At 61.9% G+C, this 13,486-nt stretch carries 15 protein-coding genes; 8 read left to right on the top strand and 7 right to left on the bottom strand.

The window, feature by feature from the left end; genetic code table 11:
* Positions 1-17: 17 nt before the first annotated feature.
* From VGF98_13400 to VGF98_13385, 4 genes are read right to left on the bottom strand one after another with little or no spacing between them, the layout of a single operon-like run.
* Positions 18-668 (bottom strand): TMEM175 family protein, encoded by a 651-nt coding sequence (locus tag VGF98_13400; protein ID HEY1682634.1) that lies wholly within the window; start codon positions 666-668, stop codon positions 18-20.
* Positions 665-3,412 (bottom strand): aconitate hydratase AcnA, encoded by a 2,748-nt coding sequence (gene acnA / locus VGF98_13395; protein HEY1682633.1) that lies wholly within the window; start codon positions 3,410-3,412, stop codon positions 665-667. The genes VGF98_13400 and acnA overlap by 4 nt, the downstream gene beginning before the upstream one ends.
* A complete protein-coding gene (locus tag VGF98_13390) occupies positions 3,393-4,583 on the bottom strand; it encodes a ribonuclease D (protein ID HEY1682632.1) in 1,191 nt (396 codons plus the stop codon). Before VGF98_13390 ends, acnA begins: the two co-directional genes overlap by 20 nt.
* Complete coding sequence (locus VGF98_13385) at positions 4,580-5,215, bottom strand: VTT domain-containing protein (protein ID HEY1682631.1); 636 nt, start codon at positions 5,213-5,215, stop codon at positions 4,580-4,582. Before VGF98_13385 ends, VGF98_13390 begins: the two co-directional genes overlap by 4 nt.
* A 24-nt stretch (positions 5,216-5,239) precedes the next feature.
* Here VGF98_13385 and VGF98_13380 point away from each other — a divergent pair, with 24 nt between their 5' ends.
* The 3 genes from VGF98_13380 to VGF98_13370 all read left to right on the top strand — a co-directional run bounded on the left by VGF98_13380 (position 5,240) and on the right by VGF98_13370 (position 7,516).
* Positions 5,240-5,647, top strand: a complete 408-nt coding sequence (locus VGF98_13380) for a vitamin K epoxide reductase family protein (GenBank protein ID HEY1682630.1) — start codon at positions 5,240-5,242, stop codon at positions 5,645-5,647.
* 151 nt (positions 5,648-5,798) lie between these two features.
* The gene (locus tag VGF98_13375; GenBank protein ID HEY1682629.1) at positions 5,799-6,599 is read left to right on the top strand and encodes a hypothetical protein; all 801 of its coding nucleotides are present in this window, start codon (positions 5,799-5,801) and stop codon (positions 6,597-6,599) included.
* Entirely contained in the window at positions 6,593-7,516 is a 924-nt protein-coding gene (locus VGF98_13370; protein HEY1682628.1) for an MBL fold metallo-hydrolase, read from the top strand. The genes VGF98_13375 and VGF98_13370 overlap by 7 nt, the downstream gene beginning before the upstream one ends.
* A 3-nt stretch (positions 7,517-7,519) precedes the next feature.
* Here the strand turns inward: VGF98_13370 and VGF98_13365 are convergent, their stop codons facing one another.
* Positions 7,520-8,551: a zinc-binding dehydrogenase gene (locus VGF98_13365; GenBank protein HEY1682627.1), complete on the bottom strand. Its 1,032-nt coding sequence runs from the start codon at positions 8,549-8,551 to the stop codon at positions 7,520-7,522.
* Between the two features lie 67 nt (positions 8,552-8,618).
* Here VGF98_13365 and VGF98_13360 point away from each other — a divergent pair, with 67 nt between their 5' ends.
* Genes VGF98_13360 through VGF98_13345 form a run of 4 tightly spaced genes read left to right on the top strand, consistent with a single transcriptional unit; the run spans position 8,619 to position 10,326 of the window.
* On the top strand, positions 8,619-8,870 hold the full coding sequence (locus tag VGF98_13360) for a hypothetical protein (protein HEY1682626.1): 252 nt from the start codon (positions 8,619-8,621) through the stop codon (positions 8,868-8,870).
* The gene (locus VGF98_13355) at positions 8,867-9,103 is read left to right on the top strand and encodes a BolA/IbaG family iron-sulfur metabolism protein (GenBank protein ID HEY1682625.1); all 237 of its coding nucleotides are present in this window, start codon (positions 8,867-8,869) and stop codon (positions 9,101-9,103) included. The genes VGF98_13360 and VGF98_13355 overlap by 4 nt, the downstream gene beginning before the upstream one ends.
* Positions 9,104-9,463 carry a glutaredoxin domain-containing protein gene (locus tag VGF98_13350; GenBank protein ID HEY1682624.1) on the top strand — a complete coding sequence of 120 codons (360 nt, stop codon included), beginning with the start codon at positions 9,104-9,106 and terminating at the stop codon, positions 9,461-9,463.
* A gap of 11 nt (positions 9,464-9,474) precedes the next feature.
* Complete coding sequence (locus tag VGF98_13345) at positions 9,475-10,326, top strand: sulfurtransferase (GenBank protein ID HEY1682623.1); 852 nt, start codon at positions 9,475-9,477, stop codon at positions 10,324-10,326.
* 6 nt (positions 10,327-10,332) lie between these two features.
* Here VGF98_13345 and VGF98_13340 read toward each other — a convergent pair whose 3' ends face one another.
* Positions 10,333-10,839 (bottom strand): cupin domain-containing protein, encoded by a 507-nt coding sequence (locus VGF98_13340; protein HEY1682622.1) that lies wholly within the window; start codon positions 10,837-10,839, stop codon positions 10,333-10,335.
* Positions 10,840-10,894: 55 nt separating this feature from the next.
* On the opposite strand from VGF98_13340, the gene VGF98_13335 reads away from it, so the two are divergent.
* A complete protein-coding gene (locus VGF98_13335) occupies positions 10,895-11,362 on the top strand; it encodes an EVE domain-containing protein (protein ID HEY1682621.1) in 468 nt (155 codons plus the stop codon).
* On the opposite strand, the gene ppk1 is transcribed toward VGF98_13335, so the two are convergent.
* A complete protein-coding gene (gene ppk1, locus VGF98_13330) occupies positions 11,359-13,482 on the bottom strand; it encodes a polyphosphate kinase 1 (GenBank protein HEY1682620.1) in 2,124 nt (707 codons plus the stop codon). The genes VGF98_13335 and ppk1 overlap by 4 nt on opposite strands.
* Positions 13,483-13,486: the final 4 nt, after the last annotated feature.

The following is a 13,486-nucleotide window of genomic DNA, read 5'->3' as shown; positions in this document are numbered from 1 at the left end:
ACTTCAGGCCTTGTGCGCTACCCTTGCTTTGCGCGCGTTGCTATGACGCGATTCGCTATTTTTGGGACTAGCAGGCGCAAGGACATCACCGTGAGCACCGCCACGATAAAGACGACGTTGCCTCGCAGATCGGAGTACCATGCGGCGGCCACAAAGAACATTGCCGCACCGAACGTGAGAACCGATGCGCGCTGTACTCCCCATCGTAGGTTCGCGTCCGCTAACGTCGTCCAACGCGCACGCACGCCGATCCAAAGCATCGCACCAAGCAGACCGTATACCACTCCGTAACTCGCCATCCACAACCGCACCGCGTTCGCCGGATCGCTGCTGATGCCGATAAAGTGCAAAGCGACTTGCTGGAAGTAGACCATCAACACGAGGCTGCCGAGCAACGTGAAGTTTAGCACCAACGTAAACCGCGTCAGAACGAAAAACGTACGGAAGATGCGTTGATGCAACCACCATACTAACGAGATGAGCACGAACGAAACCGCGAACCCAATCGTGCCGGTCTCGATCGTGCGCACGTCGGACGCGTGCTGCGGCACGAGCAGGTTGATGCCCATCTCCGCGATGCAAAATCCGATAACGATGTCGGAAAAGGCCTCGAGCCGGTGGAGCGTCCGTTCGGCGTCCGCTCCGACCGTCGAGTCCTTCGGAATCATGCCGGAGTCGATTGCTCCCGGGCGCGCAACTGGCGCAACACGTACTGCAAGATACCGCCGTTGCGGTAGTATTCGGCTTCGTCGGGTGTGTCGATGCGCACGCGCGCTTGAAACGACACCGATTTACCGCTCTGCGGGTCGGTCGCAGTCACGGTGACCGTCGAACGGTGCTGCAAGTCGCCGGCGATTCCAGTGATATCGTACACTTCTTCACCGGTAAGTCCGTAGGTGGTGCGGTCGGCACCGCCGGTGTATTCGAGGGGCAGAATTCCCATGCCGATTAAATTGCTGCGGTGGATGCGCTCGAACGATTCGGCGATCACCGCCCGAATGCCGAGTAGATACGGACCTTTCGCCGCCCAGTCGCGCGACGAGCCCGAACCGTATTCGCGCCCGGCCAACACGATCAGCGGCGTGCCTGCGCTGCGATACAATTCGGCCGCGTCGAAGATCGACATCTTTTCACCGGTAGGCAGATGACGCGTGATTCCGCCCTCGGTACCCGGGGCCAACAGATTACGTAGACGTACGTTGGCAAAGGTTCCGCGCACCATTACCTCGTGATTGCCGCGGCGCGCGCCGTACGAGTTGAAGTCTTTCGGCTCGATGCCGTGCTCCATGAGATACTTGGCGGCCGGACTGGTACGCGCAATATTACCGGCCGGTGATATGTGGTCGGTCGTTACCGAATCGCCCAGCATCGCCAACGCTCGCGCGCCCGAAATATCGGTCGTCGGTTGCGGACGCTCCGGCATGCCGTCGAAATACGGCGGTTTCTTCACGTATTCCGATTTCGGATCCCAGGCGTAGCGCTCGGTTTTCGGCACGATCAACTTGGCCCAGTTGTCGTCGCCGCGAAACGCGTCGGCGTATTGCGATTCGAACATTTCGGGGTCGATGCAGCCCGCGATTGTCTTGGCGACCTCGTCGTCGCTCGGCCACACGTCTTTTAAATACACCGGTATGCCGGCGCTGTCGAGACCGAGCGGTTCGGAGGTGAGATCCACATCGATCCGCCCAGCCAGCGCGTATGCGACGACCAGCGGAGGCGACGCCAAATAGTTGGCGTGCACTTGCGGATGAATGCGGCCCTCGAAGTTGCGATTGCCCGACAGAACGGCTGCCACAATCAATTGTTGTTCGGCAACCGTTTCGGCGACGTCGGGCGGCAACGGACCGGAGTTACCGATGCACGTGGTGCAACCGTAGCCGACGACGTTAAACCCCAGCGCGTCGAGCGAATTCTGTAGATCGGACTTTGCTAAGTAATCGGTGACGACTTTCGATCCGGGTGCGAGCGAGGTCTTCACCCACGGTGCAGTTTTCAATCCGCGTGCGACGGCGTTGCGTGCCAACAATCCGGCAGCGATCAGCACCGACGGGTTCGACGTATTCGTGCAACTGGTAATCGCCGCGATCACGACCGAGCCGTCGGAAACGTCCTTTGCAGTTTCGGCGATCGTCGCCGTACCGCCGCCGCCTTCGCTTTCGAAGCGTCCCACCGCCCCGCCGGCGGGTTCGCGCGCGGCCTGCCAGCCTTCCATCGCGGTTTGAAACGACTGCGGAACGGCGGCCAGCGCGACGCGATCTTGCGGACGGCGCGGACCGGCCAAACTCGGCTCGACCGACGAGAGATCGAGTTCGAGCACTTCGCTAAACTCCGGATCGGGCGTTTCGTCGGTGCGGAACAACCCTTGTGCCTTTGCGTATGCTTCGACCAGCGCGATGTGTTCGGGTTTGCGGCCCGTCAAACGTAGATACTCGAGCGTGCGATCGTCGATCGCAAACATTGCGACGGTCGAACCAAATTCCGGCGACATGTTGCCCAGCGTCGTACGATCGGCTACCGGCAATCCGGAAAGCCCGCGTCCGAAAAATTCCACAAACGCACCGACGACGCCGCGCTTGCGAAGCATTTCGGTGACCGTCAGCACTAAGTCGGTTGCGGTGACGCCTTCGCGCAGACGGCCGTCGAGCCGCACGCCGACGACGTCGGGAATTAACATCGTGATTGGCTGTCCGAGCATTGCGGCTTCGGCTTCGATTCCGCCGACGCCCCACGCCAACACGCCCAATCCGTCGACCATGGTGGTGTGCGAGTCGGTTCCGACGGCCGTGTCGGGATATGCCAGCGGCTCGTTCGAGGTATCGTCGAATCCGAAGACAACGCGCGCTAAGAATTCGATGTTGACTTGATGCACGATCCCGGTATCGGGCGGTACCGCGCGGAACCCGTCGAGCGCCGACTGCCCCCACTTTAAAAATGCGTAGCGTTCGTGATTGCGTTCGAACTCTAACTCGGCGTTTTTGGCTAGCGCTTCGTTCGATCCGAAATAGTCGACCTGCACCGAGTGATCGACCACGAGTTCGACCGGCTGAAGCGGATTGATGACGGCCGGACGGCCACCCATGTCGGCCATAGCGTCGCGCATGGCTGCGAGATCGACCACGCACGGAACGCCGGTGAAATCTTGCAGCAGCACGCGCGCGGGCCGGAACGCGATTTCTTTTTCGCCTTTACGAACCGGTTGCCACGACGCCAGGGCCTCGATATCCGCTTTCGTTACCGACCGGCCGTCCTCGAAGCGCAGCAAGTTTTCGAGCAAGATCCTGATCGAGTACGGCAGGCGGTCGAGTCGAGCCACGCCGGCGCGCTCCAGCGCATTCAGACGAAAGTAGCGATACGTGCGGTCGCCGACGGCGAGCGTATCGAGCGCGTTAAAGCTATCCAGATGACGGTTCATGGGTGAAGCGTATTTTGGGATTTCCTTCGGCGTAGCCTTCGACCGTTAGCGATGCTTCGCCGGAAAGCAGCCGCCAGAGAGGATCGACCAAGAGTGCCAGACGCCACGGGCGCAGTTCCAGCGAGCTCTCGAGCGATTCGCGGTCGGGCGGAACTTCGCGCGCGATCCGTTCGAGAACGCTGCGCGGCACGAGTAAATTGGCCGGAACGTCTTGGCGCCGGGCGATCTCGCCAACGGCGACTGCCATCAGTGCGGCTAACGTATCGCGCGCCGGGCCCAACGGCCGCTTGGGCCGCTCCGGCAGCTCGGATTCGTCGAGCGACTCCGCACGGGCGACGCCCTTGATGATCGCCTCGCCAAGCTGGCGGCGCACGCCGGCATCCAGGCGCCGCAACTGACTCAATTCCTCGACGCGTTTCGGCCGCAACGTCGCCAGCCCACCGACCACGTCGTCGGGAATGATGTATTTTGGCGGGACGTCTCGATCGCGGGCGATGCCGTCGCGTAGCTTCACTATCTCGTTAAGAATCGCCAGCTCGCGGCGATTCATTCGGGTCGCGCCGGGAATGCGCAGATACGCGCGGCGTTCGTCGACCCGATAGCGGTTCATGTCGCCCAGCTCCGCGCACTCGTCCATCGCCCATTCGTAGCGACCGGCCGTTTGCAATCGTTCGGCCAACTCGTCGCGCATCGGCAGCAGATGCACGACGTCGTCGACCAAATACTCAACCTGGCGCGGCGAAAACGGACGAGACGACCAATCGCTGACGGTCTGCGACTTCGCCAACCGGATGCCGCGCAAGTCGCGAACCAGATCGGCCAACGATATCTGCATTCCGTATCCGAGAAACGCGGCCGCGATTTGCGTATCGAACACATCCGAGGGAACCTCGCCGAAGCGATCGGCAAAGATTTTGATGTCCGACGACAGCGCGTGGCCGATCACCGCGGTTCGCGCGAACGCCTCTGCTAGTGGACGCAAATCCCCCAGCGCCAACGGATCGACGATCGCTACGCCATCGTCGAAGGCGCACTGTACCACCATGAGGCGCGGCGCATAGCTGCGTTCGGCGTGAAACTCTGTGTCGAGCGCGACGCGACCGGCCGATTCGATGCGGCTACACAGGGCGGCTAAACCGGCCGCATCGTCGACGATGACTGGTGCGCTCACGGCGTCGGTCTCACCCTTTCTCGATGAAAATGCATGTGGGGACAATGGTGCGTGTGACAATAATGTTGTGTAAACAAATCGACTCGGTGCGTCACACCGTGCACCCAAATCGTGACGCCGTCGCCGAAGATCGATAGCAACACGCAGATCGGTACCGCGATCGCGCACATCGTCCAAACGTGCACCCACAGCGGCACGCGAAAAGCAGCTGCGCTCGCGGTGGCGACCGTTCCACCGAAACCCGGAATAACGCGGACGGCGATCAAGAACGCCGGCGACCCGACCGGAAAACGCTTCACCCATTCCGGTAAGCGGTCGAGATAGGCGTGCAAGTCGAGGAGATGCGAGGCCCGCTTATTGACCCAGTAGCCGAGCATGGCTGCCAGAACCAGCCCGACGACGTCGACCAGCGAGCCGCCCAGCGGTCCGAAGATCGCGCCGTTCATGATCGCCAGCGCATCGGTAACCGAGAACGGCGCCGACGCGACGACCGCAAAGATCGCGATCCCGAGCGGATAGGCCAGCGGTCCCAGCACGCGAATCTCGTGCTCGACCATCGGCTGATAGCGAATCACCAAGAACGCGAGCACGAACGACGCGATCAGCAAGCCGAAGCCCCCTAGACGTCGCAAGAGGTTGCTCAAAGGCAAAAGCGGATGCTACTAAAGACGTTCGTCACGCTGCTGTGCGGTGTTGGTCTCTATGTGTCGGTTTTCATGCTAGTGAAGACCGTTCGGGCCGCTCGGGGGCAGTTGAGCGAACCAAGCGTCGTACAAACCGCTCGCGCTCGTGTCTTCGGCGGGGTGCCCAATGCGGCAATCGGCGGCATCTATTACACGGCGCTGGCGCCGGCGGTGTGGACGGCCCACGGCGCCTGGGCGGCGTTGACCATCTGCCTGGCGACGATACTAGCGGCCGCAACCTCGATTTTTCTGGGTTATTCGCTCCTCTACGTCACGCGACGCGCCTGTCCGTACTGCTGGACGGGGCATGTAGTGAACTGGCTCTTGGCCGCCCTGTGCCTCTGGGGAGCGGCGCATGGCCTATTGTTTTCGTCGACGTAATTCGGTAGAATCACCCTCTCCGAATCAGGCCCGGCGCAAGTTGAGCCGAACGGAGGTGGAGTAGCCGCGCGCAGCACCAGTCTGCAACCGGCTCGGACGGCAGATCGAGGGTGGCGCGATTGCCCCACCCTCCTGCTCTTTTCAGGGGGATATGCTGCAACCGCGCTTAGCCGCCACCGCGATCGTCGCGCGCCCCGCCCCTGACGGCATGCAAGTGTATCTCACGCGACGCAGCGCACGCAGCGCCTTCGCACCCGACGCGTTCGTTTTTCCGGGCGGCGCCGTCGACCCAGCCGACTACGATTCGCACGTGCAATCGCGCGTGAACGGCATCGACGAGCAACGCGTGCGACGAGCGTTCCGTGCCGAACGATCGCCCGAACTTCCGACCACCGAGCCCGACATCGACGCAGCATCCGCGCGCGCGCTGTTCGTAACGGCCTTGCGCGAGCTCTTCGAAGAGACCGGTATACTGTTAACACGCACCGCGGCCGGTGACGAACGCGAGGAATCGGTCGACGCAGAAGATCCCGAACGAGCGACCGTACGCGACGACGCGCGCGCATTCGCGACCGTGCTCGAGCGGCGCGATGCCTTCGCCGATGCCACACGCCTGACGTTGTTTTCGCACTGGATCACGCCCCCGAGTGAAGGACGGCGCTTCAACACGCATTTCTTCGTCGCGGCAGTTGCCGGCGATCGCAGCGGATTCGCCGATGCGTCCGAAACGCACGACGGCGTGTGGCTGTCGCCGGCCGTCGCGTTGCAACGGTATCGCGACGGGGCGATGCATCTGGTGTATCCCACGATCAAACATCTCGAACGTTTGGGCGGAATCGATTCGGTCGACGAGTTGCAGCGCTTCGCCCGTAGCAAAGCGGTGGTAACGATCCTTCCGACCGGCGAACCCGGCCGGTTCGAACTACCGCCAACCTTGGAGAACGCATGGTAACGACCGTTCGCGCCCCTAACCCGTCGCCGATGACGCTCGACGGAACCAACTCGTACCTGGTCGACTGCGGACGCGGCGCGGCGTTGGCGATCGATCCGGGCCCGGACATCGAGGCGCACGTCGAGCGAATCGTCGCAACCGCTGCCGCACAGAACCTGCGAATCGAAGCCATCGCGGTGACGCACGGCCACCCGGATCACGCGCCGGCGGCGGCGCTATTGGCTCGCCGCACCGGAGCGCCGGTTCTCGCGCATCCGGCCAGCCGGGTGCCGCACGACGCGGACTTGCCACTTGAAGGCGCGTTTCGCGTCGGCGATCGCGAAATAGCGGTTATCGATGCGCCCGGCCACACGTTCGAACACGTGGTGCTGTACGCGCCCGACGATGCCGCGCTCTTTACCGGCGACGTGATCTTGGGCGAGGGCACGGTATTGATCGCTCCGCCGCACGGTTCGATGCACGCGTACCGGCACACGTTGCAGCGGCTGCTTCACGAATTTCCGCACGCGCGCACGCTGTACGGCGGCCACGGACCACCGGTGCGCGACGTCCGCGCTAAGATCGAAGAATATATCGCGCACCGGCAGATGCGCGAACGCGAGATCGTCGACGCGCTAGCGGACGGCGGAACGCAAACGATTCCGGAGCTGGTGCTGCGAATCTACGGCGACGACCGGCCCGAACTGTGGCCCGCGATGGCGCGTCAGGTGTTGGCGCATCTCATCGAATTAGAAGAGGAAGGCCGGGTGGCCGCGGACGAGGTCGCGCGCGCCATGACGCAACGCGAATCGACCGTCCTCAATCCACAGGTTGCACGCGCCTTCGACGACGCCCGCGCCGCGTCGGTCGCCGAGGCCGAACTCGGTGCGACCAAACGGATCGACACCGTGCTTTCCTATCGACTAGCCGATCTGTAAACTCTAGTCGATCGAGAGAACGACTTTCCCGAACTGATCCGATGCCGCCATACGTTCGGCGGCGTCGACGATGTTGTCGAGCGGATAGACGCTGTCGATCGCCGGTTGGAGATCGAAGCCTTCAAACAGCGCCAACATTTCCGCGAAATCTTGCGGACTGCCCATCGACGTACCGAGCAGCGAGAGATGCTTCCAGAACAACGGAAACAGTTTGATCGTCGCCTCTCCGCGCGTACCGCCGTAGACGACGATCCGGCCGCCCGGCCGCAACGCGTCGAGGGCCTTCGCAAGGGTATCGCCGCCCGACGAATCGATAACGACCTCGAGCGTTTCCCGGCGCTTACATTCTTTGTGCCACTCGGGTTGCGTCTCATAGTTGTACGTGACGTCGGCGCCGAGTTGGCGAGCGCGCTCGAGCTTGGCATCGCTGCGCGACGTAGCGATCACGCGCGCCCCCGCTCGTTTAGCGAATAGCAGCGCGAACGACGCGACACCACCGCCAATTCCGGTTACCAGGACGGTCTGTCCGGCGCGAACGTTGCCGCGCACCATCGTCGAACGATAGGCAGTTACCGCCGCCAATGGAAGCGCTGCCGCTTGCTGCATCGATAGACGCGCGGGTTTCGGGTAGATCGCCGACGCCGGTACGCAGACGTATTGCGCGAACGTTCCGTCGAGCGGCATACCGAGAATGTTGCTCGTTTCGGGATCCCACGCGTCTCCGCTCAGACCCCATCCTAGCATCGGATCGATCACGACCTCGGTGCCGGCCGGCGGAGCGGTCGCACCGGCCCCCAGGGCTGCAACTTCACCGGCTCCGTCGGCGCCGAGCGTCCGCGGCAACGTGATGCCCGGATAGAGCCCCTGCGTAATAAAGACGTCCCGCCGGTTCAACGCCGCAGCGCGCAGGCGAACCAAGACCTCGCCGGGTCCGGGCTGCGGAATGGGCATATCCTCGATGCGCAGCGACCAAGGTCCGCCGATCTCGTGTAGACGCGCCGCGCGCATCATTTTATTCGCACCGCTTGCTTCCATCGAGGCCGCGGTTCGCGCTGCTACCAATGCCAGGCCTCCCCCGCGCCCGCGCCGTAGAGCGGTCGATATGAGTAATCGAGTGGAAGGCCTGAAAACGTTCTTGCGCGGCATCGCCCGCGTACAACGGACGTTTCAGATCGAAGTCGGGCCCGTGCGCGCTTCGGGCGTTCCGGCGATCATGATCGGCATAGCCGGCATCATTTTAGCCCGCGGCGTAACGTCTGCGCTCATGCAAAACGCTCCGCGCTTACCCGAAACCTTGGGCGAGGCCCGCGGGTTGGCAGAGGCGATGACCACCTCGGGCCGCTTACGCTCATGATCGACGACGAATCGTTAACCGGTCTGATCCGCGCGCGACTGCCGGATGCAGACGTTCGTATTTTCGATCGCACCGGCACGATGGATCATTTCAACGTGACGGTACGCTCGCGTGGGTTCGCCGGGCATCCCCTGCTGGAGCAGCACAAAATCGTATATGCAGCGCTGTCGGATGCGCTCAAAGACGGCCGCGTCCACGCGGTCGAACTGACTACCATCGTATCGGAGACGTAAATGTCACAAGATCTGCAAGAAGAGATCGGGCGCGAAGTCGCAGCCAACAAAGTGCTCGTGTACGGCAAGGGCACCAAGACCGCACCGCGCTGCGGTTTTACGCTCGAAACGATTCAGTTTTTCGATAGTTTCGGCGTGCCGTTCGAAGTGATCGACGTACTGGAGAACATGCCGAAGCGTCAAGTGCTCGCCGACATGACCGATTGGCCAACGTTACCGAAAGTGTTTATCGACGGCAAGTTTTACGGCGATACCGACATCCTCGGACCGATGGCGCAGAGCGGCGAACTCAAAACCGTACTTGAAAATGCCTTCGGCCAGCCGCTTGGCGAGCAAAAACAAACCATCAACCTGCGCTGAGGCAACGCATCATGCCGCTTTGGAAAACCGTCATCGACGCCGCATCGGTCGCCGAAGCGATCGGCTCGTCCGATCTCACGATCGTCGACTGCCGTCATTCGCTGGCCGATTTTTCGTTAGGTAAACGCCTATACGACGAAGGCCATCTTCCCGGCGCTTTTTTTGCCGACGTCGAATACGATCTGGCAGGGAAGAAAACGGGCGCGAACGGCCGTCATCCGTTGCCCGATCCCGACGAGTTCGCCGCGTTTTTACGCGGTCTCGGCGTGAACGAAGACACGCAGATCGTCGCCTACGATGCCGGTGCCGACATGTTCGCGGCGCGTTTCTGGTTCTTGTGCCGCTGGATCGGACACGAAGCGGTAGCCGTGCTCGACGGCGGATATTCCGGGTGGGCGAACGGTGGCTATCCGGTCTCGACGCAAGCGCACACGCCGGTTCGCGAAGGCAAGTTGGTAGCGCGGGTGCGCGAGGAAATGGTCGTCGATACTAGCTTTGTCTCGGCGCGCTTGGATAGCGGCGAAATGCAACTGCTCGACGCGCGCGGCGCCGATCGCTTCGCCGGGCAAAACGAAACGGTCGATCCGATACCCGGACATATTCCGGGCGCACGTAATCGCTGGTTCAAACACAACTACAACGACGACGGCTCGTGGAAATCGCCCGACACCTTACGCGCCGAGTTCGTCGAGTTGGATCTCGATCCGGCGTCCGTCGTGCACCAATGCGGTTCGGGTGTATCGGCCGCCGTCAACGAGTTGGCGATGACGCACGCCGGCTACCCACACACGCGCATCTATACCGGTTCGTGGAGCGAATGGATCGCCGATCCGTCGCGCCCGATCGCGACCGGAAAAGAGTAGAAGGCCTTAGCGTAGCTCTTTTTCGCGAACGCGTGGAGCCGGCACGGCATCCGGCTTCGCGAACTCGCCGGCGGGCGATGCGTTCAGTCGTGCGAGTTCTTCTTCCGATGGCATTTGCGGAATGTCGCGGCACGCGTCGACCATACAGAAAAAGCCGAACGGCCGATCGCCGCGAGCGACGAACTGGTGAATCTCCATCGGCCCGACGTACACGACGTCGCCCGGAGCGATTTCGCTCACGTCGTCGCCGACGATCGCATAGCCTTCGCCTTCGTGCACGACCACGTAATGTTCGTGTTCGTGCTTCTCTAATCGCGACGCTTTGCCGGGACCAACCTTGAAGTAGCGCAGCTCGCTGCCGGGGCCGTCGTCGGCGGCACGTTCCTTGCGGCTTCCGATCAGCGTGTGGCGCGAAACGCCGGTATCGACCGAATCGCCGGGGCGGTAGCCCTCGGGCTCGACCCCGTGCCACCCGTCGCTCGATGCACGGATAATTCGCCGCTGCTCGTCCATGTCCCGAAGCCTACCACACCAGGAGCCGGGCTGCCACGACGATAAGCGCGCGGCGATGCGGCATTGGTTGCTCAAGACCGAACCCGAGGCGTACTCGATCGAACGGCTGCAACGCGAGGGCACGACGCCGTGGACCGGCGTGCGTAACTATCAGGCCCGAAACACCATGCAAGAAATGCGGCTCGGCGATCTCGGGCTATTCTATCATTCGAGTATCGCCGAGCCGGCTGCGGTGGGCATCTGCCGGGTCGTCAAAGAGGCGTATCCCGACTTCTCGCAGTTCGATCGCGACGGCGAGTATTTCGACGGGCGCGCCAAAGCCGACAAACCGATCTGGATGATGGTCGACGTCGGGTTCGTCGAGCAATTTGCGCGGCCGGTGACGCTGGCCGAAATGCGGGCCGAACCGCGCCTCACCGGCATGGCGCTGCTCAAACGCGGTCAGCGATTATCGGTACAGCCGGTGATGCCCCACGAATGGGACATCGTCTTAGAACTTGCGCGTCGTAACGCGAAGGCCTAACCTAATGCTTGCGCTTGATGTAGGAATACGCGTTGCGCGTCGATCGGAATCTGCCCGGGTTTGGGCGAGCGCCGGCGATAGGAACCGTTCTCGACGAGTTCGCGGCTCTTGACGTTATCGGCCAACAAGACCGATAGAATTTGGCCGTCGATCATTTCGGCGATCACCGGGTCGAGAACCGGCGTTGCGATTTCGACGCGGCCGTCGAGATTGCGGCCCATCCAATCGGCGCTAGCGATGTAAACGCGACGGTCGCCGCCATTGGTGAACGAGTAGATGCGTGAATGTTCTAAAAAGCGGCCGACGATGCTGCACACGGTGATATTTTCGCTCACGCCCGGCACGCCTGGACGCAGTTCGCACATGCCGCGCACCAGCATATCGATCTTCACGCCGGCTTGCGACGCGCGATACAGCGCGCGAATAACTTCGACGTCGCTGATGTGATTGAGCTTCACGCGAATGCCGCACGGACGACCGGCGCGCGCATGTTCGGTCTCGCGTTCGATGGCAGAAAGAATTTCGCCGCGCAGCGTGACCGGCGCGACCCAAAGATCTTCGTAATCGGTGATTTTTGAGAACCCGGTCAGCGCGTTGAAGAGCTGCGCGATATCGCCTCCCAGCTCGGGGCGGCACGTGAACAGGCTCAAATCGGTATACAGTCGTGCCGACTTCTCGTTATAATTGCCGGTTCCGAAGTGCATGTACCGGCGTAAACCATCTTCATCTTCGCGAACGACGAGCAACGATTTGGCATGCACCTTTTGATTGGCAAAGCCGTATACGACGTGCGCGCCCGCGCGTTCCAGGCGCCGCGCCCACTCGATATTATTCTCTTCGTCGAAACGCGCTTTGAGCTCGATCACGACGGCGACTTGCTTTTCGTTTTCAGCGGCATCCAGCAACGCTTGCGTAATCGGCGAATTTTTTCCGGAGGTCCGGTACAGCGTCGCCTTGATCGCGAGCACTTTTTCGTCTTCTGCCGCCTGTGTAACGAACTGCACGACCGGGTCGAACGATTCGTACGGATGGTGCAGTAGAATGTCGCCTTCGCGAATCGCCGCGAACATGTCCGTGACGCCGATCAAACGCTTGGGAATCGCCGGCATGAACGGCTGCTCGCGCAACCGGTCGTAGCCCGGAAGGTTGACGATCGACCAGAGGTCGCTCAGCGCCATCATGCCGTCGACTTCGTACGTGTCGACCGCCGTGAGATGTAATTCCTTACACAGGAAGTCTCGAAGATACTCGGGCATGCCGCGCTCGAGCTGCAGCCGCACCGGCTCGCCGAAGCGCCGGCGCTGTAATTCCGACTCGATCTCGCGCAGCAAATCGTCGGCTTCGTCTTCCTGTAAATCTAAGTCGGCGTCGCGCGTCACACGAAACAGATACGCATCCCGAACGTGCATGCCGGGAAATAGAACGTCGAGATGGTGCGCGATCAAGTCCTCGAGCAACACGAAGTGCCGCTCGCCGGCCGGCGCATTCTCGATCGGGATGAATCGCGGGAGCGTGGGCGGTATCTTGACCCGCGCGAAATGCAGTTCGACGCCGTCTTTGCCGGCTTCTTCGAGTTCGACCGCCAACGACAACGACAGATTCGAGATGTACGGGAACGGATGTCCGCTATCGACGGCCAGCGGCGTCAATACGGGAAAGACCGAGTTGTCGAAGGTGTGCTCCAGCACGCTTTGCGTCTCGTCGTCGAGATCGGAGACGCGCATCAAGCGAATGCCTTCACGTTCGAGCGCCGGCAACAGCTCGTCGTTGAGTAACAGCATCTGCATCGCGAGCGACGCGCGCAAGCGCTGTGAGATCGCCGACAGATGCTCGGCGGGCGTCCGGCCGTCGTCGGATCGGCGCACGACGTGTGCTTCGATTTGCTGCTTGATCGCCGCCACGCGAATCATGAAAAACTCGTCGAGGTTCGTTTCATAGATCGCGACGAATTTCAGCCGTTCGAGCAGCGGGTTCGATGCGTCCAACCCCTCTTCGAGCACGCGGTCGTTGAATTCGACCCACGACAGCTCGCGACTGATCAGCAGCGACGGATCGTCGAGCGGCAAAGCCGGCGGGGTCGCGGCGACGGTGCTCGGAACGGCGACGGTCGATTCTATCATAAGT

The sequence above is a fragment of the Candidatus Tumulicola sp. genome (assembly GCA_036490475.1).
GTDB lineage: Bacteria > Vulcanimicrobiota > Vulcanimicrobiia > Vulcanimicrobiales > Vulcanimicrobiaceae > Tumulicola.
The sequence above is the reverse complement of the archived record's forward strand: the minus strand, read 5'-3'. Positions and strand labels throughout refer to the sequence as shown.

Coding starts and splice junctions, on each gene's coding strand:
- VGF98_13400 (HEY1682634.1), bottom strand. CDS start 668: ATGATTCCGAAGGACTCGACGGTCGGAGCGGACGCCGAACGGACGCTC.
- acnA (HEY1682633.1), bottom strand. CDS start 3,412: ATGAACCGTCATCTGGATAGCTTTAACGCGCTCGATACGCTCGCCGTC.
- VGF98_13380 (HEY1682630.1), top strand. CDS start 5,240: ATGCTACTAAAGACGTTCGTCACGCTGCTGTGCGGTGTTGGTCTCTAT.
- VGF98_13375 (HEY1682629.1), top strand. CDS start 5,799: ATGCTGCAACCGCGCTTAGCCGCCACCGCGATCGTCGCGCGCCCCGCC.
- VGF98_13370 (HEY1682628.1), top strand. CDS start 6,593: ATGGTAACGACCGTTCGCGCCCCTAACCCGTCGCCGATGACGCTCGAC.
- VGF98_13365 (HEY1682627.1), bottom strand. CDS start 8,551: ATGGAAGCAAGCGGTGCGAATAAAATGATGCGCGCGGCGCGTCTACAC.
- VGF98_13360 (HEY1682626.1), top strand. CDS start 8,619: ATGAGTAATCGAGTGGAAGGCCTGAAAACGTTCTTGCGCGGCATCGCC.
- VGF98_13355 (HEY1682625.1), top strand. CDS start 8,867: ATGATCGACGACGAATCGTTAACCGGTCTGATCCGCGCGCGACTGCCG.
- VGF98_13350 (HEY1682624.1), top strand. CDS start 9,104: ATGTCACAAGATCTGCAAGAAGAGATCGGGCGCGAAGTCGCAGCCAAC.
- VGF98_13345 (HEY1682623.1), top strand. CDS start 9,475: ATGCCGCTTTGGAAAACCGTCATCGACGCCGCATCGGTCGCCGAAGCG.
- VGF98_13340 (HEY1682622.1), bottom strand. CDS start 10,839: ATGGACGAGCAGCGGCGAATTATCCGTGCATCGAGCGACGGGTGGCAC.
- VGF98_13335 (HEY1682621.1), top strand. CDS start 10,895: ATGCGGCATTGGTTGCTCAAGACCGAACCCGAGGCGTACTCGATCGAA.
- ppk1 (HEY1682620.1), bottom strand. CDS start 13,482: ATGATAGAATCGACCGTCGCCGTTCCGAGCACCGTCGCCGCGACCCCG.